Annotated in this window: 19 protein-coding genes; 13 read left to right on the forward strand and 6 right to left on the reverse strand. The window is 41.1% G+C overall.

Going from position 1 to position 21,950, the window contains the following annotated elements; all coding sequences use genetic code 11:
* Nucleotides 1–21 precede the first annotated feature (21 nt).
* The 13 genes from uxaC (at nt 22) to WG989_RS06920 (ending at nt 12,498) form a co-directional block, all read left to right on the forward strand.
* Nucleotides 22–1,464 (forward strand): glucuronate isomerase, encoded by a 1,443-nt coding sequence (gene uxaC / locus WG989_RS06860; protein WP_340428252.1) that lies wholly within the window; start codon nt 22–24, stop codon nt 1,462–1,464.
* A 6-nt stretch (nt 1,465–1,470) separates the two neighbouring features.
* On the forward strand, nt 1,471–2,232 hold the full coding sequence (locus WG989_RS06865) for an SDR family NAD(P)-dependent oxidoreductase (RefSeq protein WP_340428254.1): 762 nt from the start codon (nt 1,471–1,473) through the stop codon (nt 2,230–2,232).
* Between the two features lie 46 nt (nt 2,233–2,278).
* Nucleotides 2,279–3,184 (forward strand): 5-dehydro-4-deoxy-D-glucuronate isomerase, encoded by a 906-nt coding sequence (gene kduI / locus WG989_RS06870; RefSeq protein WP_340428256.1) that lies wholly within the window; start codon nt 2,279–2,281, stop codon nt 3,182–3,184.
* Between the two features lie 3 nt (nt 3,185–3,187).
* On the forward strand, nt 3,188–4,234 hold the full coding sequence (locus WG989_RS06875) for a PfkB family carbohydrate kinase (protein WP_340428258.1): 1,047 nt from the start codon (nt 3,188–3,190) through the stop codon (nt 4,232–4,234).
* Nucleotides 4,235–4,251: 17 nt separating this feature from the next.
* The gene (locus tag WG989_RS06880) at nt 4,252–5,277 is read left to right on the forward strand and encodes a PfkB family carbohydrate kinase (protein ID WP_340428260.1); all 1,026 of its coding nucleotides are present in this window, start codon (nt 4,252–4,254) and stop codon (nt 5,275–5,277) included.
* A gap of 77 nt (nt 5,278–5,354) precedes the next feature.
* Nucleotides 5,355–5,804, forward strand: a complete 450-nt coding sequence (locus WG989_RS06885; RefSeq protein ID WP_340428262.1) for a NanQ anomerase/TabA/YiaL family protein — start codon at nt 5,355–5,357, stop codon at nt 5,802–5,804.
* Between the two features lie 56 nt (nt 5,805–5,860).
* A complete protein-coding gene (locus WG989_RS06890; RefSeq protein ID WP_340428264.1) occupies nt 5,861–6,523 on the forward strand; it encodes a beta/alpha barrel domain-containing protein in 663 nt (220 codons plus the stop codon).
* A 61-nt stretch (nt 6,524–6,584) separates the two neighbouring features.
* Nucleotides 6,585–8,162, forward strand: a complete 1,578-nt coding sequence (locus WG989_RS06895) for an MFS transporter (RefSeq protein WP_340428265.1) — start codon at nt 6,585–6,587, stop codon at nt 8,160–8,162.
* An 82-nt stretch (nt 8,163–8,244) separates the two neighbouring features.
* Nucleotides 8,245–8,820 carry an AraC family transcriptional regulator gene (locus tag WG989_RS06900; protein WP_340428266.1) on the forward strand — a complete coding sequence of 192 codons (576 nt, stop codon included), beginning with the start codon at nt 8,245–8,247 and terminating at the stop codon, nt 8,818–8,820.
* Nucleotides 8,821–8,895: 75 nt separating this feature from the next.
* A complete protein-coding gene (locus tag WG989_RS06905; protein WP_340428268.1) occupies nt 8,896–11,163 on the forward strand; it encodes a heavy metal translocating P-type ATPase in 2,268 nt (755 codons plus the stop codon).
* Nucleotides 11,164–11,249: 86 nt separating this feature from the next.
* On the forward strand, nt 11,250–11,465 hold the full coding sequence (locus tag WG989_RS06910) for a heavy-metal-associated domain-containing protein (protein ID WP_340428270.1): 216 nt from the start codon (nt 11,250–11,252) through the stop codon (nt 11,463–11,465).
* Nucleotides 11,466–11,602: 137 nt separating this feature from the next.
* The gene (locus WG989_RS06915; RefSeq protein WP_340428271.1) at nt 11,603–12,040 is read left to right on the forward strand and encodes a hypothetical protein; all 438 of its coding nucleotides are present in this window, start codon (nt 11,603–11,605) and stop codon (nt 12,038–12,040) included.
* Between the two features lie 29 nt (nt 12,041–12,069).
* Nucleotides 12,070–12,498: a thermonuclease family protein gene (locus tag WG989_RS06920; protein WP_340428272.1), complete on the forward strand. Its 429-nt coding sequence runs from the start codon at nt 12,070–12,072 to the stop codon at nt 12,496–12,498.
* A 140-nt stretch (nt 12,499–12,638) separates the two neighbouring features.
* On the opposite strand, the gene WG989_RS06925 is transcribed toward WG989_RS06920, so the two are convergent.
* The 6 genes from WG989_RS06925 to WG989_RS06950 all read right to left on the reverse strand — a co-directional run bounded on the left by WG989_RS06925 (nt 12,639) and on the right by WG989_RS06950 (nt 21,903).
* Nucleotides 12,639–13,655, reverse strand: a complete 1,017-nt coding sequence (locus WG989_RS06925) for a helix-turn-helix transcriptional regulator (protein WP_340428273.1) — start codon at nt 13,653–13,655, stop codon at nt 12,639–12,641.
* 102 nt (nt 13,656–13,757) lie between these two features.
* The gene (gene uxuA, locus WG989_RS06930; RefSeq protein ID WP_340428275.1) at nt 13,758–14,921 is read right to left on the reverse strand and encodes a mannonate dehydratase; all 1,164 of its coding nucleotides are present in this window, start codon (nt 14,919–14,921) and stop codon (nt 13,758–13,760) included.
* Nucleotides 14,922–15,098: 177 nt separating this feature from the next.
* Nucleotides 15,099–16,427 (reverse strand): xylose isomerase, encoded by a 1,329-nt coding sequence (xylA, locus tag WG989_RS06935; RefSeq protein WP_340428276.1) that lies wholly within the window; start codon nt 16,425–16,427, stop codon nt 15,099–15,101.
* Between the two features lie 51 nt (nt 16,428–16,478).
* Nucleotides 16,479–17,957, reverse strand: coding sequence for a xylulokinase (locus WG989_RS06940; protein WP_340428277.1), 1,479 nt, complete (start codon nt 17,955–17,957; stop codon nt 16,479–16,481).
* A 107-nt stretch (nt 17,958–18,064) separates the two neighbouring features.
* Entirely contained in the window at nt 18,065–19,303 is a 1,239-nt protein-coding gene (locus WG989_RS06945) for a glycoside hydrolase family 30 protein (protein ID WP_340428278.1), read from the reverse strand.
* Nucleotides 19,304–19,827: 524 nt separating this feature from the next.
* On the reverse strand, nt 19,828–21,903 hold the full coding sequence (locus WG989_RS06950; protein ID WP_340428279.1) for a thioredoxin domain-containing protein: 2,076 nt from the start codon (nt 21,901–21,903) through the stop codon (nt 19,828–19,830).
* Between the last annotated feature and the right edge of the window lie 47 nt (nt 21,904–21,950).

Below are 21,950 nucleotides of genomic sequence, written 5' to 3' on the forward strand. Positions count from 1 at the left end.
TTTCTTAGCAAAACAAACGACATGAAAAAGTTTTTAGACAGTAACTTTTTACTGCAAAGCAAAACAGCCGAGCAACTCTACCACGAGTATGCAAAGCAAATGCCTATCATCGATTATCATAATCACCTGCCACCAGAGCAGGTAGCAAATAATATCAACTTCGAAAATCTTACGCAGGTGTGGTTGTATGGCGATCATTATAAATGGAGAGCAATGCGTACGAATGGTGTGAATGAAAAGTTCATCACCGGTAATGCCAGCGATTGGGAAAAGTTTGAACAATGGGCAGCAACTGTTCCTTATACTTTACGCAATCCATTATATCATTGGACGCATCTTGAACTGCAACGCTATTTCAACATTGAAGAAGTATTGAATGCTGACAGCGCCAAACGTATTTATGACGATGCTACCGCACAATTGCAGAATGCATCGCATAGTGTGCAAGGTTTATTGCAACAGATGAATGTGAAACTCATCTGCACAACAGATGATCCTGTTGATGATTTGAAATACCATCAACAACTTCGTCAGCAAGGCAGCTTCACTAAAATGAATCCTGCTTTCCGTCCTGATAAAGCAATGAATGTTGATGATACCATCGGCTTCAATAATTATCTCACCTTATTAGAGAAGGCAGCCGATACATCTATCAGCACGTTCAACGATTATTTAGCTGCATTGAAAAAGCGTCATGACTATTTTGCAGCGAATGGTTGTGCGGTATCTGATCATGGATTGGAAGAGATCTATGCAGAAGATTATACCCAAACAGAGATCGTTGGCATTTTTGCACAGGTACGCAGCGGCGGCAACTTAACACTTGAAGAAAAGAAAAAATTCAAAAGTGCCATGCTGGTGATCTTTGCTGAATGGGATCATGAAAAAGGTTGGGTGCAACAATACCATTTAGGTGCATTGCGCAATAACAACAGCCGCATGTTGCAGCAGTTAGGTCCTGATACAGGTTGGGACAGCATCGGTGATTTCTCACAAGCAAGAGCTTTATCAAAATTCTTAAACCGTTTAGACAGTAATGATAAACTGGCAAAGACCATCATCTATAACCTGAATCCTGCCGATAATGAATTGTTCGCAACCATGATCGGCAATTTCAATGATGGTTCTGTTGCAGGTAAAGTACAATGGGGCAGCGGTTGGTGGTTCCTCGATCAGAAAGATGGAATGACCAAACAGATCAATGCACTCAGCAACATGGGACTACTCAGTCGCTTCGTTGGTATGTTGACTGATAGCCGCAGTTTCTTATCCTTTCCACGTCATGAATATTTCCGTCGTATACTTTGTAATATGTATGGTGAAGAGGTTGAGAATGGAGAATTGCCGAATGATATTGCATTGATCGGCAAAACCATACAGGATATCTGTTACAACAACGCAAAACAATATTTCAACCTGCAGCATCTCGATGCAGCAGAAACAGTAACATCAAAAAACATATAATCGAACATGCAAACATTGGATCTTTTTAACCTTTCAGGCAAAACTGCATTGGTAACCGGTTGCGATACCGGTCTTGGTATGGGAATGGCAACAGCATTGGCAGAAGCAGGTGCAGATATTGTGGGCGCTTCTATTGTAGAAGATTATTCTGCTGTTAAAGCAGCTATTGAAGCAACCGGCCGCAAGTTCACTTATCACCGTGTTGATATTGGCAACCGTGAAGCACTTTATGCATTCATCAATAAAGTAAAAGCAGAAAATAAAATTGATATTCTTGTGAACAATGCAGGTATCATTATGCGCAAACCTGCTGCTGAACATCCTGATGAGTATTGGGATAAAGTAGTTGACATCAACCTCAATGCACAATTCATTCTTGGTCGTGAGTTTGGTAAACACATGATCGATAACGGTGGTGGTAAGATCATCTTCACTTGTTCATTGTTAAGTTTCCAGGGTGGTATTAATGTACCAGGTTATACTGCAACAAAATCTGCAGTAGCTGGTTTGGTGCGTGCATTTGGTAATGAGTGGGGAAGCAAAGGTGTTTGTGTAAATGGTATTGCTCCAGGGTATATCGCAACAAATAATACACAGGCTTTGCGTGAAGATGCAGACAGAAGCAAATCAATTCTTGATCGTATTCCTGTTGGTCGTTGGGGTGTTCCTGCCGATTTTAAAGGACCGGTTACCTTCCTTGCATCATCAGCATCAGATTATGTAAATGGCACGGTGTTGTTTGTTGATGGTGGATGGATGGCGAGATAACAAAGCCGATAGTTAACAGTAATTAGTCATTAGTAATAAGATAGTCATGGCAACAAAAAAGGCAAAAGTTCCGGCAGTTCAATTGAAAGATTATAACAGCAATACTTACATGGATGGAGATATGGAAGTACGTTTTGCTGTGGGACCGGAAGAAACAAAAGGTTTCGATACACAACAACTCATCGATAATTTTTTGGTGAAAGATCTTCTGGTAGCTGATAAACTGAAATTAGTTTATACGCATTACGATCGTGTAATTGTTGGTGGTGCAGTTCCTGTATCAAAAACATTAACGCTTCCTAATCATCCCGAATTAAGAGCTGAGTATTTTTTGGAAAGAAGAGAGCTCGGCATCATTAACATTGGTGGCAAAGGAACTGTAATTGCAGATGGTAAGAAGTTTGACCTCGATAAACTTTCCTGTTTGTACCTCGGTAAAGGCACACAGAAAGTAAGTTTTACTTCTGCATCAAAAAAGAATCCTGCTGTGTTCTATTTATTATCATCACCTGCACATGCAACTTATCCAAATGCCATGTTCACAAAAGAACAGGCATCACCGGTTGAATTGGGCGCAGTTGAAACAGCGAATAAGCGTACGGTTTATAAATACATTCACCTCGATGGTTTGAAAAGCTGTCAATTGGTAATGGGTTTAACAGTGCTTGCTCCTGGTAGTGTATGGAATTCAATTCCACCACACACACATACACGCAGAATGGAAGTGTATTTGTATTTCGATTTACCGGAAGGACAACGCTTATTCCATTTCATGGGTAACCCAATGGAAACAAGACATATGGTAATGACCAACAACGAAGCTGTGATCTCTCCACCATGGAGTACACACTTTGGTTGCGGCACCACCAACTATGGTTTCATTTGGGGAATGGCCGGTGAAAATTTAGTTTATACTGATATGGACCCGGCTCCGGTTCCAACGCTGAAATAGTTTATGAGTAAAGTGCTTTGTTTTGGAGAATTGTTACTTCGATTGCCGCCTGCCAACGGAGGTGAATGGTTGCGTACCAACCAGGTGCCCGTGTTTGTTGGTGGTGCCGAACTCAATGTAGCAACAGCACTCGCTACCTGGCAAATGCCGGTGAAGTATTGCACAGCATTGCCAGACAATATCATTACACGTGATATTATTTCTTTCCTGCAAACAAAAAACATCGACACCTCTCCTATCATTCTTTCAGGCGAACGCATTGGATTGTATTATCTGAAAGAAGGCGCTGATATGAAGAGTGAAGAGAATGTGTTCGATCGGAAATATTCATCCTTCTCTACGCTTAATACAGGTGTGGTAAACTGGGATGAAATTTTACAGGATGTCGAATGGTTTCACTTCAGTGCCATTGCTCCTGCTGTGAGTGAAAAAGCTGCAGCGCTATGCCTGGAAGCAGTAAAGGCCGCATCGCAACGGAACATTCCCATTTCTGTTGACTTGAATTATCGTTCACTGTTATGGAAGTATGGTAAACAGCCTTGGGAAATCATGCCCAGTCTCGTAAAGTATTGCGATGTCATTATGGGCAATATATGGTCAGCACAAACATTGCTTGGTGTTTCTGTTGATGATAAACTGTTACAACCACGAAGCAAAGAAGTGTTTTTGCAACATGCTACTTACACAGGTAAGCAATTGTTCGAACGTTTTGTAAACTGTAAGTGGGTTGCCAATACATTTCGTTTTGATGCAGAGGCCGGTAATATCAGTTACTATGCAGCACTCAATACAAAAGAAGAACAGGCTGTGAGCCCTGTGTTTGCAACCGATGCCATTGTTGACAAAGTAGGCAGTGGCGATTGCTTTATGGCAGGCCTGATCTATGGATTAAAATCACAACATGCTATACAGGATGTGATCGGTTTTGCTGCAGCTGCTGCTTTTGCCAAGCTGCACGAAAAAGGCGATTCAACACAAAACACAGTAGAGTATATTCAACAGGTAAGAGCAAAATTTGAAACAACTAAACAACAATCATTTATTTCCTAGCATTTAAAACAACTGATATGTCGAAAAAAGTAGTAACACTCGGAGAGATTATGTTGCGTTTGTCAACCCCCGATTTTAAACGTTTTGTACAAGCTGATACATTTGATATCACTTATGGTGGTGGTGAAGCAAACGTATCTGCTGCACTATGTAACTATGGCTTAAACGGAACATTTGTTTCCAAAGTACCTAACAATCCAATCGGTCAATCGGCCATTAATCATTTACGTCGCTATGGTGTAGATACGCAGTTTGTTGCAAGAGGTGGTGACCGTTTAGGTATTTACTTCCTCGAAACTGGTGCATCTATGCGTGCATCACAAGTAGTATATGATCGTGCAGGTGCATCTATTGCAGATGTTGATGCAAGTGAATTTGACTGGGATAAAATTTTCGATGGCGCCGACTGGTTTCATACAACAGGTATTACGCCTGCATTGAGCGATAAAGCTGCTGCTTTAACGTTGGCTGCATTGAAAGCTGCAAAAGCAAAAGGTATCACCACTTCGATCGATCTTAACTTCCGTAAAAAATTATGGACAAAAGAAAAAGCCCGTGAAGTAATGACTGGCCTTTGCGAATTTGTTGATGTTTGTATTGGTAACGAAGAAGATGCTGACTTATGTCTTGGCTTCAAAGCAAAAGATACTGATGTTACAAAAGGTGAATTGAACCTTGATGGTTTCAAAGATGTATTCCAGCAAATGAAAGCGAAGTTTGGTTTCAAATTCATTGCTTCTTCCTTACGTGAAAGCCATAGTGCTTCTGATAATGGCTGGAGTGCATTGGTATATGATGGTACTGATTACTATCACACAAAACAATATAGTGTACGTATCGTTGACCGTGTAGGTAGCGGTGATTCATTTGCAAGTGGTTTGATCTACGGCTTGGTTACAGGCATGCCAATGGGCGAAGCGGCAGAGTTTGGTGTAGCTGCAAGTGCATTGAAACACACAATTCCTGGTGATCTGAACCACGCAACATTAGGTGAAGTTAAAGACCTGATGAAAGGCGATGGCAGCGGAAGGGTACAACGTTAATCAGTAATGAGTAATGAATGATGAGTGCTCAGTTACTCATCATTCATTACTCATCATTCATTTTATAAATTACGACGATGATCATTGATACAATCAAGAATGCGCCCAAATACTTTTCAGCACATCCGTTGTTTGCAAAAGCATTTGAGTACATCCAGCAAACCGACCTGGCAAATGCTGCCGATGGTAAAAGTGATATTGCAGAAGGTTTAAAAGCCATCATCAGCAATGCACCCGGTAAAACAAAAGAAACCAGTCTGCAGAAATTTGAATGTCATAATAAGAATATCGACATTCAGCTTTGCATTAAAGGTGTTGAAACCATTGGCTGGAAACCGAGAGAAAAATGTGTAACTCCAAAAGGTGAGTACAACGATGAAAAGGATGTGTTGTTTTACGACGATGCTCCTGATACGTATTTCCAATTGACCGATGGGCAGTTTGCGATCTTCTATCCGGAAGATGTGCATGCACCGATGATCGGTGAGGGAGAGATTAAGAAGTTGGTGATCAAAGTGAAGATATGAGTGATGAATGATGAGTGATGAGTAATGAATAATGAGTAAAAACTAAAACGATTCAAATGAGCAAAACACAACAGATATCAGATGCAATTGTACAACAGGGTATTCTCCCTTTGTATTTTAATCCAAGCGAAGAAGTAAGTCTTGATGTTTTAAAAGCGATTTACAAAGCAGGCATCAAAGCAGTTGAGTACACCAATCGTGGCGATGCGGCATTGGCCAACTTCACCAAAATGGTGCAACTGCGTAATGCTGAAATGCCCGGTTTGTTATTAGGAGTTGGTACTATTAAGAACATGCAACATGCAACAGATTATATGGCAGCAGGCGCTGACTTTTTAGTAAGCCCCGGCTTTGTTCCTGAAGTTGCTGCCTATTGCGTAGCGAATGATATTTTTTATGCACCGGGTTGTATGACTCCAACTGAAATTATTGCAGCAGAAAATGCAGGCATTAAGTTTATCAAGTTATTTCCCGGTAATATGATGGGTACAGAGTTTTTAACCACTATTAAAGATATCTTCCCTAAATTGTTGTTTATGCCAACAGGTGGTGTAGATACAACCAAAGAAAGTATTGAGAGCTGGTACAAGGCAGGTGTATGTGCAGTGGGTATGGGTAGCAAACTCATCAGCAAAAAATTAATGGAAGCAAAAGATTATGCAGCGATGGAAGAAGCAACCAAAGACGTGCTTGCCATTATTGCATCAGTAAAAAAATAATAACCACTTCTCGTTTAAGAACGGATCAAAGCGTTTATAAGCGGCGGACAAAACAACGAACATGCAACAAGCCATAGGTAAATACAGGTGGACGATCTGTGCTCTACTCTTCTTTGCTACCACAGTGAACTATCTCGACAGACAGGTATTGAGTTTATTACAACCTGTATTAGCAGAACGTTTCAACTGGAGCAACAGTGATTATGCAAACATCACCGCAGTATTTCAATTTGGCTATGCCATCAGTATGTTGTTTGCCGGAAGGTTTATTGATAAGCTTGGCACAAAGAAAGGTTATGCATGGGCCATCATCATCTGGAGCATAGGTGCTATTCTGCATGCGTTGGCTATTCCAATTGGTCAGTCGGCCGCTACCGTTCTTGGTTTTTTAGGTATGGCATCCGTTAGTGTATCCGTTGTTGGTTTTATGATCGGTCGTGCTGTACTTGCACTTGGTGAAGCCGGTAACTTTCCTGCAGCTATTAAAGCAACAGCCGAATATTTTCCGAAGAAAGAACGTTCTTTTGCAACAGGTATCTTCAACTCAGGTGCAAACGTAGGTGCTATTCTTGCACCATTGACAGTTCCTTGGATCGGTGCAAACTGGGGATGGGAAATGGCTTTTATTTTAATTGGCGCAACCGGATTTTTATGGTTGATCTTCTGGTTAATTTTTTATGATAAAGCAACCGAACAAAAACGTTTAAGCAAAGCTGAGTTCGATTATATCAACAGCGATAAAGAAGACCAGGTTGTTTCAACGGATGCAAAAGTTGAAAAAGTTTCATGGACAAAACTCTTAGGCTATAAACAAACATGGGCGTTTACGTTTGGTAAGTTTATGACCGATGGTGTGTGGTGGTTCTTTCTGTTCTGGTTGCCTGCTTACTTAAAAGCACAATACGGGATGACGAGTTTAGAAATTGCTCTTCCGTTAACTGTTCTTTACAGTATGACAATGTTTGGCAGCATTGGTGGTGGTTGGTTCCCTGTTTATTATTTCAAGAAAGGATATTCACCATACGATGGTCGGATGAAAGCAATGTTTTTGATTGCACTTATTCCATTGGTCGTATTATTTGCACAGCCGTTTGGTGGTTATAGTTTTTGGGTTCCGGTAATTCTGATCGGTATTGGTGCATCTGCACACCAGGCATGGAGTGCCAACATCTTTACTACAGTAAGTGATATGTTTCCAAAAAAAGCAATTGGCTCGGTGGTGGGTATCGGTGGTATGGCAGGTGGCTTAGGTGGTGTGATTATGTCGAAGCTTGGAGGTTATTTGTTTGATAGTTATAAAGCAGCCGGTATTGCTGATGCATGGGTAAAAGCAAAAGCAGATGGGCTGGGCGATTATCTTTCGAAGATCCAGAATATGAAGCTGGTAAATAAATATGGCGATTCAATTGATCTGAATCAATCTGAATTGAGTGGACTTGCAAAAGAAGTATCAGATCAATTGAAAACAGTAGATGCTGCTTCGTTTGATCAGTTGCTGCAATTGCAAAAACCATTGGTGCTGGCACAAATGACCACCTCTTATACAATTATGTTTGCCATTTGTGCAGTTGCATATTTGATTGCGTGGTTGGTAATGAAATCCTTAGTGCCAAAGTATAAGGTGATCGATGACTTATAATTCCCGTTTTTAGTCCAATCGTAAATGCATAGCTAAGAGCTATGCATTTTTTTATTTCTGCTTTAACTACTTTTGTACGAGAATGAGTACAACGCTTCATATCAAAAATATGGTGTGCGACCGCTGCGTAATGGTGGTGCGGCAGCAATTGGATGAGTTGCAGTTGGACTATAAAAATATTCAGTTGGGTGAAGTGGAGTTGAGCGAAAATCCCTATCAGGCTCAACTCGATCAACTACGATTAAACTTAGAAAAGCAGGGCTTTGAATTACTTGATGATAAGCGATCCAAGACGGTTGAAAAAATAAAAACAACCATCGTTTCATTGATACATGGAAAAGATGCAGATGAGTTGAATCTAAAACTATCTGTTATACTTGAAGAAAAACTCGGGATGGATTACCATTACCTCAGTACATTGTTTTCATCGGTAGAAGGAATTACGATTGAAAAGTACAGCATCCTTCAACGAATCGAAAAAGTGAAAGAACTCTTGATGTACGACGAAAAAAATCTCAGTGATATTGCATTTGAATTGGGCTATAGCAGCGTACAACATCTGTCACAACAGTTTAAAAAAGTTACAGGTTTAACTCCCACACACTTCAAACAAGTGAAAGATAACAGGCGCAAACCGCTTGACAAGATCAACTCCTGAAAATTTTATACAATTCCTGACGAATGCTGTAAGAGCAGCGGCAACGGTTGGTGGTAGCTTTGTAAAAACATTGTTATGATACACGAAGCCACCTATCCGGAAGTAAAAAAGAAATCACAAAAGTCAGGTGATTTTATCAAAGAAACATTTCCTGTTCTTGAAATGACCTGTGCGGCTTGTGCCGTGAGTGTGGAATCGATGTTGCAATCGGTAGAAGGTGTAAAAAATGCTGGTGTAAACTTTGCCAATCAGGATGCATGGGTTGAATACGATCCGGCTGTTGCAACGCCTGCCATGTTGCAAAATACAGTCCGCTCGATTGGTTATGATCTGGTGATTGAAAAAGAAAATCAACAGGAAGTAAAAGAAGCTGCACAGGAAAAACAATACCAAGCCATCCGGCAACGAACCATTTGGTCAAGTATACTTTCAGTACCCATTGTTGTGATCGGCATGTTTTTGATGGATATGCCGTATGCCAACTGGATCATGCTGATATTGGCAACACCGGTAGTTGGTTATTTTGGCCGAAGCTTTTTTGTAAACGCATATAAACAGGCAACACATCGCAAAGCCAATATGGATACGCTGGTTGCGTTGAGTACAGGTATTGCTTATTTGTTTAGTGCATTCAATACGTTCTATCCTTCGTTTTGGCACAACCGTGGTTTACATGCGCATGTTTATTTTGAAGCAGCCGCCGTTGTAATTGCATTTATTTCATTGGGTAAAATGCTGGAAGAAAAAGCAAAATCAAATACTTCCTCTGCTATTAAAAAATTAATGGGGCTGCAACCGAAAACAGTTACTCTCTTATTGCCAGATCAGCAAACAAAAGAAATACCGGTGAGCGAGGTAAAGATCAATGATGTGTTGTTGGTAAAGCCCGGTGAAAAAATTCCGGTGGATGGAAGATTGACTGGAGGCGAATCATTTGTAGATGAAAGTATGATCACCGGTGAGCCAATTCCCGTAGAGAAGAAAGCAAATGATGCAGTATTTGCCGGCACCATCAATCAAAAAGGAAGTTTTCGTTTCAAAGCAGAGAAAGTAGGAGCTGCAACCTTGCTGGCACAAATTATAAAAATGGTGCAACAGGCACAAGGCAGTAAAGCGCCCGTACAAAAACTGGTTGATAAAATTGCAGGCATTTTTGTGCCGGTTGTGATCGGTATTTCAATTCTTACGTTTATCATTTGGATGATCGTTGGTGGCGAACAGGCTTTTACGCATGCGTTGTTAACTTCTATTACCGTATTGGTGATTGCTTGTCCCTGTGCATTGGGGTTGGCTACACCAACTGCCATTATGGTGGGCGTTGGTAAAGGAGCAGAAAATAATATACTGATCAAAGATGCGGAGAGTCTTGAACTGGCGCATAAAGTAGATGCAGTGATACTTGATAAAACAGGAACCATTACAGAAGGGAAACCAAGAGTAACCGATATGGTATTAGATCCGGCAGTAAATCAACAGGACGTAAAAAATATTTTATTTTCAATTGAACAGCAATCGGAACATCCCTTGGCAGAAGCTGTGACACAGTACCTGGAAGAACAAAACAGCAAAGCTGTTTCAGTACAACAGTTTGAAAGTATTACAGGCAAAGGGATTGCTGCAAAGTATCAGCAAAAGAAATATGTTGTTGGTAACAGCAGGCTGATGCAGGAAAGAGAAATACGCATTCCTGAAAATTTACAACAGCAGGTTACGCAGTTACAGGAGCAGGCAAAAACAGTGTTGTTGTTTGCAGAAGGCCAATTGGTAATTGGTATTATTGCGATAGCCGATCGTGTAAAGGAGGGTTCAAAGCAAGCCATTGCAACACTGGAGCAACAAGGTATTGAAGTGTATATGCTCACGGGCGATAATCAACAAACGGCAAAAGCAATTGCTGCAGAAGTAGGGTTGAAGCATTACAAGGCAGAAGTATTGCCGGCTGATAAAGCAGCTTTTGTTGAAACCCTACAAAAGCAAGGAAAAACGGTAGCAATGGTAGGCGATGGAATTAACGACAGTCATGCACTTGCGCAAGCCGATGTAAGTATTGCCATGGGCAAAGGGAGTGATATTGCAATGGATGTTGCAAAGATGACATTGATCACTTCTGATTTGAATAGTATTCCGAAGGCTTTGAAGCTTTCTGATAAAACAGTACGAACCATCAAACAAAATTTGTTCTGGGCATTTATTTACAACCTCGTTGGTATTCCAATTGCGGCAGGTATTTTATATCCCATCAATGGATTTTTACTTGACCCTATGCTTGCAGGTGCTGCCATGGCGCTGAGCAGCGTAAGCGTTGTAAGTAACAGCTTGCGCTTGAAACTTGCAACACTCTAATCTGAAAATGTTATAACCGGCTGTATCAATTGTATAACAACAACAGCTCAACCAAATTTTAATTTTACATTTTAAAATAAACAACAATGAACACACTTACATTTAAAACAAACATCAAATGCTCCGGCTGTATAGCGACTGCAACTCCTTTTTTGGATAAAGTAGCTGGCGAAGATAATTGGGAAGTTGATGTTGCAAATCCTGAAAAAATACTTCGTATTGAAGCTGATCAATCGGTTACTGCCGAACAAGTGATCAAAGCTGTGGAAGAAGCAGGTTATAAAGCAGAAGTTGTAAAGTAAAGTAACAGTTCCTGCACGGTAACCGGAGCCGGGTAGTTGGTTGATGCCTCAACTTTCTACCCGGCTTTAAAATAAACATTCACTCCGCAAATAGGCTGCAAAGTGAGTTCGTTCTTTTACATTCTAAAACAGTGTATATGAACCAGCTTTCGTTTCCCTTTTCGAATAAATGCTACTTCAGTTTCGGCAATGGTAAGCAGCAACTGGCACCGGTTGAAGCGGAAGAAGCCGTTACCACAGCTGAAATTTATCAATCGCTCAACCATCGTTCGGTACATAGTTTCCGTAAACCATTGGTTTTACATTTTCCCGGTACCGATCAGCAAAGTGCTGTTTGGTTTGGGTATTCGTTTGATGTGGAAGTGATATTGGTAGATGCGCAAGGAGCGATCAGCAAAACATTTGTAATGCCAAAGCACAAGGAAGGCGATGCGTTGTTTGTACAGTTTTTTGTTGATTATGCGTACGCTATTCTGGCGCCTGTTGGTTTTTGCAAAAAGTGGGGTGTACGTGAAATGGATACAACCGCTAAACTTACATCGTTTACCTTCCTGCACAAACGAAAAGTGAGTTAAATACGTTTAAGCTGAAAGACCATAGAAGCATGCGATTATTGTTGATTTACATTTTATTGATGACTATCTCTGCAATACCGATCAGTCGTACAACTGTATTGAAAGGAAAGGCGGTGAAGATTATTGATGGTGATACATTCGATTTGTTGGTTGGCACAACCCTTCATCGCATTCGACTCGCTGGTATTGATGCGCCTGAAAAGAAACAGGATTTTTCCAATGCATCGAAGCAATTGCTGGCTCAATTGTGCAATGGTCAGCTGTTAACGGTTGTGGTAACAGATGTTGATCGTAACAAGCGAAAAATTGCTGAGCTGTATGATGCACAAAAGAAATGGATCAACAAAGAGCTGGTGTTGCAGGGTATGGCATGGCACTTCAAGCAATACTCATCGAACAGGGAATTGGCAAATGCTGAGTTGCTGGCAAGAAAAAAAGAGTGGGATTGTGGTCTGTAAAAGATCCTATAGCACCTTGGGATTGGAGGAAGGGTAGGCGTTAATACTTGTGCACTTTGTGAATCCCTCGTGTTCTTCGTGTAAAAAAATTGCAGCACAAAGTTCACAAAGCTTTGCACGAAGGGCGCAAAGAAAAATTGTTAATAATACCCCATCGCTTTCTTCAGTTCTTCCTTCATTCGTTTTTTTAACGACGCAGGTTTGATCACTTTCATTTCATTACAAATACCCAATAGCTGATGAACAAACTCTTCTGTCACGGTAACTTCTAATTCAACTACCAGTTTATCATTTGATTCTTTAATGATCTGTTGTGTATGATGCATCGGGCTTACCTGCAACATGCGGGATGCAGGACCATATACTTCCATTACAACTTTCTCTTTTGGCTTTGGACCTTCCATAATGCCGGTGGAATATTTAAAGAAATCATCCGGATTAAAATCACGACGGTATTTAAATGCTTTGGTTCCCTTCTCTAAACCAGTGATACGGTCGAGTGCATAGGTAGTAAAATTGTTGTGCTTATTCGTCCAGCCGATGAGATACCATTTGTTACGCACTTCTTTCAACAAGTAGGGTTCCAGTTCGTGTGAACGTGTTTCGTTTTTGTAAATATTGAAATAGGTAAACGTGATCGGCAACCGGTTGACAATGGTTTCATACAATGGTTTGATCCAGTCTTTCCCCTTTTGTGTCACCGGTTTTTCAAACTGTACATATTGATTAATCGAAGGGTCTTCAAGATTTGCTGAAAGCGATAAACGGGTATTGATCTTTTCAATCGCTTCTTTCAGATTTTCAAACAGCGGAACATCGGCAAATAAACTCAGCGTATGTGCGGCGCTGCGTAACGCTTCACTCTCATCTTCATTCAACGACATGCCATCGATGCTGTACTCAGCATCTTCATAAAAATAACCTTTGTGTAAACGATCGTATTTAATGGGAGCAAAATAACCCAGTCCCGCATCTTCACGCATGGCGATCATATCCTTTTCAATGGTGGAAACTGAAATGTCATCTGCCATATCGCCGTATAACTCTTCCATACACCGCTGACGGATGTATTCCTTCGTAGGGTATTTGTGTTGACGGTTACGCAAACAACGATCGATGATGCGATAGCGGATAGCGGCACTTTTGTTTACAGGCATACTACGACTCTTCTTTCATCGAAAGTAAGAAGCTTTTGTTTGATGGGATGATATAAGCAAGGTATCTGACGTTTTCAACGTCCTGATACCAGCCTCCGAAAATTAAAGCGCTTTATCCAATGCATATTCTACCCCTCTCAATTCAGCCAAACCTTTTAAGCGGCCAATTGCAGAATAACCGGGATATGTTTTCTTCTTGAGATCGTCGAGCATTTGATGACCGTGATCGGGACGCATCGGAAGTGAAATATTTCTTCTGCGTTGCAGTAATACAATTTCTTTGATTACATCAAACATTTCTGTATCACCAGCTAAATGATCGGCTTCGAAAAAATTTCCTTCTGCATCACGCTTGGTATTCCGTAAATGAAGAAAATGAATGTTGTCACCAAAACGTTTCAACATGGCAGGAACATTATTATCCTTCCTTGCACCAAACGAACCTGTGCAGAAACACAATCCGTTTGCAGGTGAAGGAACTGCAGCTAACAGATCAGCAGCATCCTGTTCCGTACTCATAATACGTGGCAGGCCCAACACAGAGTAGGGAGGATCGTCGGGATGAATCGCCATTTTCAAACCGCATTCTTCGGCAACCGGAACCACCTGTTGTAAAAAATAAAACAAATGTTCTTTGAGTTTTGCAACAGTAATGCCTTCGTATTTTTTTAATTCTGTCAATACCTGTTCTGGCGTAAATGCATCATCACTGCCGGGAAGGCCCAGCATCATATTGCTGAAGAGTTTTGTACGTTGTTCCTTATCCATCGCACCAAAGCGTTCATTCGCTCTTGCAATCTCTTCTGCTGAATAATCCGCAATTGCATCAGGGCGTTGTAATAAGAACAAATCAAAAATTACGTAATCAATTCGGTTGAAATAAAGTGCTGTACTGCCGTCCGGCATCGGGTAGGCAATATCTGTACGTAACCAATCGAGCACCGGCATAAAATTATACGTTACCACTTTCAATCCGCAAGCGGCGATATTACGCAAGCTTGCTTTATAGTTTTCTATGTGATACATATAGTTGCCCGACTGACGTTTGATATCATCACTCACAGGCAGACTTTCGATTACCGTCCACGTCATACCTGCATCTTCGATCAGTTGTTTACGGAGGAGGATCTCATCGCTTGTCCAGATGTCGCCAACAGGCACATGATGAAGAGCTGTAACAACACCTGCACAACCGGCCTGGCGAATGTCAGCTAAACTTACCGGATCATTTGGTCCATACCAGCGCATGGTTTGATGCATCAACATAGTATTTCTTTTTTACGAAATTAATACAGAAGAGTTTCTTATCCTTCATTTTCAGCACTGAGAAAATAAAAAATGAGTTGCAACTGTAACTTACCCGTTTACGGCAACACAGTCGCAACTCATTTTATAAATTTGTTTGTTTAAAACGACAACGTTGTAAACAAACAACTGTTCATTTTAAATAAAGCGGTTCACAATATTTTCCAGATATTCCTGTTTGCCGCTTTTCGCTGCAGGTTCACCGTTTTCTAATGCATAAGCACGCAGATCTTCCAGCGAAAGTTTCCCTTCTTCAAATTCTTTTCCTTTACCACTATCAAATGAAGCGTAACGATCAGTTCTGATTTTTTTGTAATCAGATTTCTGTAAAATATCATCTGCAATAATGAGTGAACGGGCAAATGTATCCATACCACCAATGTGAGCATGGAACAGATCTTCCGGATCGGTACTGTTACGGCGGATCTTCGCATCGAAGTTGATACCTCCACCTGCAAGACCACCGGCTTCAACAACCACCAGCATTGCTTCTACTAATTCATTTACATTATTCGGGAACTGATCAGTATCCCAGCCGTTTTGATAATCGCCACGGTTGGCATCCATTGAACCAAGCACACCTGCATCAGCAGCTACCTGTAATTCATGTTGGAATGTATGACCGGCTAATGTTGCATGGTTTACTTCAATGTTAATTTTGAAATCATTCAACAGATCGTACTGACGTAAAAAGCCAATCACTGTTTCACAATCATAATCGTATTGATGCTTGCTTGGTTCACAAGGTTTTGGCTCAATAAAGAACGTTCCTTTAAAACCATTTTTGCGTGCATAATCTTTTGCTGTGTGTAAGAAACGGGCAAGATGTTCTTTTTCACGTTGCATGTTGGTATTGAGCAAGCTCATATATCCTTCACGTCCACCCCAGAACACATAGTTCTCACCACCCAATGCAATGGTTGCATCCAATGCCGCTTTCACTTGTGCTGCTCCGTGAGTGAGCACATGAAAATCGGGATTGGTAGCAGCACCATTCATGTAACGGCGGTTTGAAAACAGGTTGGCAGTACCCCATAAAAGCTTTACACCACTTGCTGCCTGCTTTTCGCCGAGGTATTGTGTTAATGCCTGAAGCCTGCGATCATTTTCATTGATGTCGTTGGTATAATCCACCACGTCCACATCATGAAAACAATAATAAGGCAGATTCAATTTGGTGATAAATTCAAATGCAGCATCAGCTTTATCTTTTGCACGCTCAACTGCATCGCTCTTCGAATCCCATGGAAAAATATGCGTTGGTTCGCCAAACGGATCTGCACCGCTGCCTACAAAGCTGTGCCAGTAAGCACAGGCAAACCGTAACCATTCTTTCATACTCTTACCGGCTACGATCCTGTTTTCATCATACCAGCGAAATGCCAATGGGTTATCGGTTCCTGCTCCTTCAAATTTGATTTGAGGAATACCCTTGAAAAATTCTGTTTGTCCTGTTACTACTGTCATTGGTTGTTTATTTGCCTGCTGTTGTGCAGCAGCGTTATCGATTGGTTGTTTTTAACTCAGTTGTTTCTGAAGCAATGTATTCCATTCTTCATATAAAGCATTATACTGTTGTGCTGTACCGTCTGGTTCAACCACAGCTAATGGTGTTGCATGGCTGAATGCTTCTTTCGGATGTTTGTAAATACCTGCACCAATACCTGCACCCAACGCTGCACCTACACTTCCATCACAATTGTGCAGCTCTACCGGTATATTCAATGTATTTACAAATGCTTTGGTAAACACATCGCTTAAAAACATATTGGCTTTGCCTGCACGAATGATCGACGGATTCATTTTATTTTCCCGCATAATATCCAGGCCATAGCGGAATGCGAATGCGATGCCTTCCTGCGAAGCACGGTACAGATGCGCATTTGTATGAATGTTGAGATCAAGTTGCTGCACATGTGCGCCCGCAATTTTATTTTCAAGCATTCGCTCTGCGCCATTGCCAAACGGGAGTACGAATAAACCATTGCTGCCAATTGAAACCGTTGCTGCAGCTTCATTCATTTCTTTGTATGATTGATTTCCGGTTGTGTTTTTTACCCAACGGTTGAGAATACCGGTTCCATTGATGCAAAGTAACACCCCAATACGCTTTTGTGTTGCGGTATGGTTAACATGTGCAAAACTATTGATACGTGATTGCGGATCAAACGTAAGCTGATCGCTCACTCCATAAATTACACCACTTGTACCAGCCGTGGCTGCTACTTCACCAGCTTCCAGTACATTCAATGAGAGTGCATTATTTGGTTGATCACCTGCTTTGTAGGTAACAGGTATTCCTGATTTTAATCCCAGCGTCGCAGCGTTTGCAGGTGAAAGCTGTCCGTGTTCGGTAAACACATCTCTGATTTCAGGGATTACTGATTTACTAAAACCATAATGATTGAACACATCTTCCGACAATTCATTCTTCACAAAATCCCAGAACACGCCTTCCGATAATGCAGAGATACTTGTTGTGGCAGAGCCCGTTAGTTGCAAAGCAATATAATCGCCCGGCAACATGATTTTACTGATCTGTTCGTAAAGAGCAGGTTCATGTTGTTTTACCCAAGCCAGTTTGCTTGCCGTGAAATTGCCCGGTGAGTTTAATAAATGTTGTAATGATTTTGATGGACCAATTTCATCGAATGCCTGGTTACCGATTTCAACTGCACGACTATCGCACCAGATGATGCTGTCACGCAACACGTTGTTGTTTTTATCAAGCACTACCAATCCATGCATCTGGTAGGAGATGCCAATCGCTTGAATATCGATCGGGTTATATTTTTTCGTTGCGTTCGCTTTTAAAATTGCCTGCTGTGTATGTTCCCACCAATTGAGAGGTGACTGTTCGGCCCAGCCGGGTTGTTTTGAAATGATCTCCGTTTCAGTTTCGGGATAACTCACCGACACAATACGCTCCTGCGTTTGCGCATCAACAACCGACACTTTTATAGATGAAGTACCAATATCAATTCCTAATAACAACATAACGAAATGTACATTTTGGTTTTAAAAGAGGGGGAATGAAGACACATCCCCCCGTTGTTGATTATGACCCTTAACAAACTAACATGATTATCATTTTCTGTTTTCTACTATTGTTCTACAAACGTTACCACACTGTTGGGAGGTAATGTAAATTCAAAACTGTTATTAGCTGATGCTACAGCTGTGCCTTGCTCAACGTTCTTGGTTGAGGTGGTTACATACGGAACAAATGAAGCTGCAGTTACACCATCAAATGTAATTTTCTGCTTCACATTGTACGAACCTACATTGATCGCTACCACTACTTTTTTAGATCCATTTTTATAAGCTGATAGCAATACATCCAATCTTGAATTTGCCGACATACCTACTCTTACTGCGCCGGGTTTAATGAACCTTGCAAAATGCGAAATAATATATCCACGTCTTGTAACAATCCCATCCTGTCCTATCGGTCCGTAAAATCGTTTACCATACCACCATATGTAGGCGTTGAAATTTGCTTTTGTCAAACAATCGTGTATTTCAACAGCAGTACTAATACCAGATGAATAGGTTGAAAGCGTATCCAGATGTTCTGTCATCCAGATCTGCTTTCCTTTACTTCTGATCTGCGGGTTATCGATAATGCCACCACCATAAATATGCGTACCGAAAATATCGAGGTTGGCAACGGCAGCATCGTCGGCTAAAATTGTATTGATATAGGTTTGATTGTTATTCACCAGTTCAGGCGCCATTAATTTAGTAGCAGTAACGGCAGCACCGTGGTTCTTTAAAAAATCTCTCATTTCTGTTCCGGTCCAAACACAACTTTCATAATTGGTATCCCAATCAGGTTCATTCTGCACAGATACTGCATGTAGAGGGGCACCGTTGTTCGCCATATACAGCGCAAAATCATTCAGGTATTTTGCATATGCAGCGGCACTATCCGGAATCAGTTTGCCACTGATAATGCTGTTGTTTGTTTTCATCCGGGCTGGTGGGCTCCACGGACTGGCAAGAATAATTGCTCCACGTTGTATGGCAGCCTTTGCATAGTTCAATTCAGTTGCTCTCCATGCATCATCAGAAGCTATTCTTATTCGGAGAATATTCAATCCCACTTGTCCGTTTGCTGAACCAAACAATCGGTCAAACTCTTCTGAAGTTAATGCAGTTGTATTCGGCGGTGTAAAAACGGTTGCACAACCAAACCCTTGAATCACTTGTTTATTTTCATTTGTAAGAACAGTAGCAGCAGCATCAAGTGTAGCGATGACGGGAGTTGTATTTTTATTCTCACTTTTCTTGCAGGAAAGCAGAACCAAAAACAGAAATGGGAAAATTTTATTGATGGTCATGAAAAGTAAATTTGTTGGCTGTGCTTTAGCGAATACTTGCTGTTTCGATGAGATAAAACATCGGTAAAACAGCAACAGCATTTCTGTAACAGTACAGAACGTTGCAACAAAGAAGCAAGTGGTGCTGGCAAAACAATCAATTCTATCATAAAAAGCACTGATGTTAAGTAGAAGCCTATTTCCGGAAAATGAAGGAAGTCAGAATTGTAATCGGTTGCATGGCGGGAGCCAGAAAACAGATGACTTTTCCAATTGCTTACAGATTTCTGTTACGTTGTTTACAACAGCGATCAGCCACTTTTTCCTCCTATTAACGGTCAACTCAAACTCAGTAATTCCCACTGTTGCGAAACAATTAACCCAGACATTTGGCAGGTTGAATTCAAAAGCTAATGTAGGGATTTTTTTTTAAAATGCAACCGATTGCATATTTGTTTAAATTTTATTGAAACTCGCTGCGCAATAACTGGGTTCAGTGACCAATATTCAATAGGTTTCTTGGGGGGAGGCTTGTTCCTTTAGCCTTAATTTCGTTTGATTTGATTCCATGCTTTCGTTACACTCTCCACCGGAAGTTTGCACGTAGCATTGGTACATACATAGATCATCGTTTTATTGACCTGTAATTTATCCTGCAACAGGGGGAGGTTCTCTTCGTTTGCTGAACCCATGAACAGACAATCGGGTAAATATTTTTTCTGCAACTCACGATTCCGGCTTTGTGCTTCGCTTCCCATTACAGCTACCTCGTAAGTTCCGTAAGTCATCAACCCCGACAATGAACACCATTGTGCATGCCAGGCCGGTTGTTCGTTTATTTTACTGGCAGCAACAGTTAGCATGCGTGTGCTTTTGTTCAAATAGGTAGTATCAGATAGAAATGTAGCAAGCGAATAAAGAACACCGGCCATCACTGCATTGGATGAAGGAATCACGTGATCCTGAATATCTATTTTCCTTACAACCAGATTAGCAGCATTTGCAGCTGTATAAAAAAACATGCCCGATGATGGATCGTAAAAATGACCCAACGAATAATCGGTGATCAGCTTTGCCTGCATGAGCCAATGTTTGTTAAACGTAAGCTGATATAATTTTAAATAGGCAGATGCCAGCCATGCATAGTCATCAAGAAAAGCATCAACCGAAGCTTTACCATCTTTGTAACTACGCAACAAGTGCCCGTCTTTTCCCAACATATTTTTTTCGAGGAACTCCGCATTTGTAGTTGCTTTTTGCAAATACGTTTCGTTGCCCGTTGCTGCAAACGCATCGAGGTATGCTTTGAGCATGATGGCATTCCAGGAGGTTAGAATTTTATCATCAACTGCGGGTTTCCTTCGTTTATTCCGTTCTGCAAATAGTGTTTGTCGGGTTTTATTCAACTGCGTAGTAAAGTCAACCACATTGATGTTGTTGGCAACTGCAAATGCAGCCGGCCGTTGAGTTGTGTAAAGAATATTTCGTTTCTTTTCCCAATTTCCCTGTGGCCGAACATGATAATAGGCAGCAATGGATGCAGCGTTTTCTTTGCCGGTTGTTTTTACAAACGCATCATAGTCCCATGCATAGAATGCACCTTCGTCGCCATCTGTTTCTGCATTTAACGAGCTATAAAAACCTCCAGCAGGCGATGAAAGTTCCCGATCAATAAAATCAAGTGTTTCAGTAAAAACAGTTTTATAAAATTCATCGTTGGTCAATTGATAGGCGTGTGCATACAGGCTGATCAACTGACCATTGTCGTACAACATTTTTTCAAAATGAGGAACACGCCATAAACTATCGGTACTGTAACGGGCAAACCCACCACCAATATGATCATACAATCCACCCAATGCCATTTTTTCAAGTGTAGTCGTGGCGGTTTTTAATGCAGTAGTATCACCTGTGAGATAATGGTACTGCAATAAGAATTCCCAAACGGACGGAGTGGGAAATTTTTGTTTTCCTTGCAGACCTCCGTTAACAAGATCAATTTGATCGATCGCTGTTTGAAACATTGCCTGATAGCCGGCTTTGTTTCCTCGATCCGCTGTCGTAATATTTTTAAACAGAAGACTGTCGCTGTCAATGATACCATAGGTAAGCGAATTTGCCTGCAACACAACCTTGCTGTATTTATTTTTATAACTGTCGCTGATTTGTTGGAGCAGTGTAAGCCAGGTTTCTTTTGTATAATAGGTGCCTGCAAAAAAAGGTTTGCCGTCAGGAAGTGCAAATGCATTGAGTGGCCAACCTGCTTCTCCTTTATTCAACAGTTGACAAGCGTGCATGTAAATATTATCAAGATCAGGACGTTCTTCTCTATCCACTTTGATGCACACAAAAGACTCGTTCATTACTCTGGCAACTGCAGTATCCATAAAGGTTTCACGTTCCATTACATGACACCAGTGGCAGGATGCATAGCCAATGCTGATCAATAAAGGTTTGTTTTCCTGTTTTGCTTTGGCGAGTGCTTCATCGCCCCATTCATACCAGTCAACAGGATTATCTGAATGCTCTTTCAGGTATGGACTTGACGCATGCTGCAAACGGTTTTGTGTTTGTTTCTGTTGCAGGTTTGTACAACCTGATACAAACAAGAACAAAAGCATGATCCCATAACACGAATTTCTACACAACTCTTTTTTTGTTTTTGCAA

Origin of the sequence: Lacibacter sp. H407 (genome assembly GCF_037892605.1) — a bacterium.
In the GTDB taxonomy this organism is placed as follows: Bacteria; Bacteroidota; Bacteroidia; order Chitinophagales; family Chitinophagaceae; genus Lacibacter.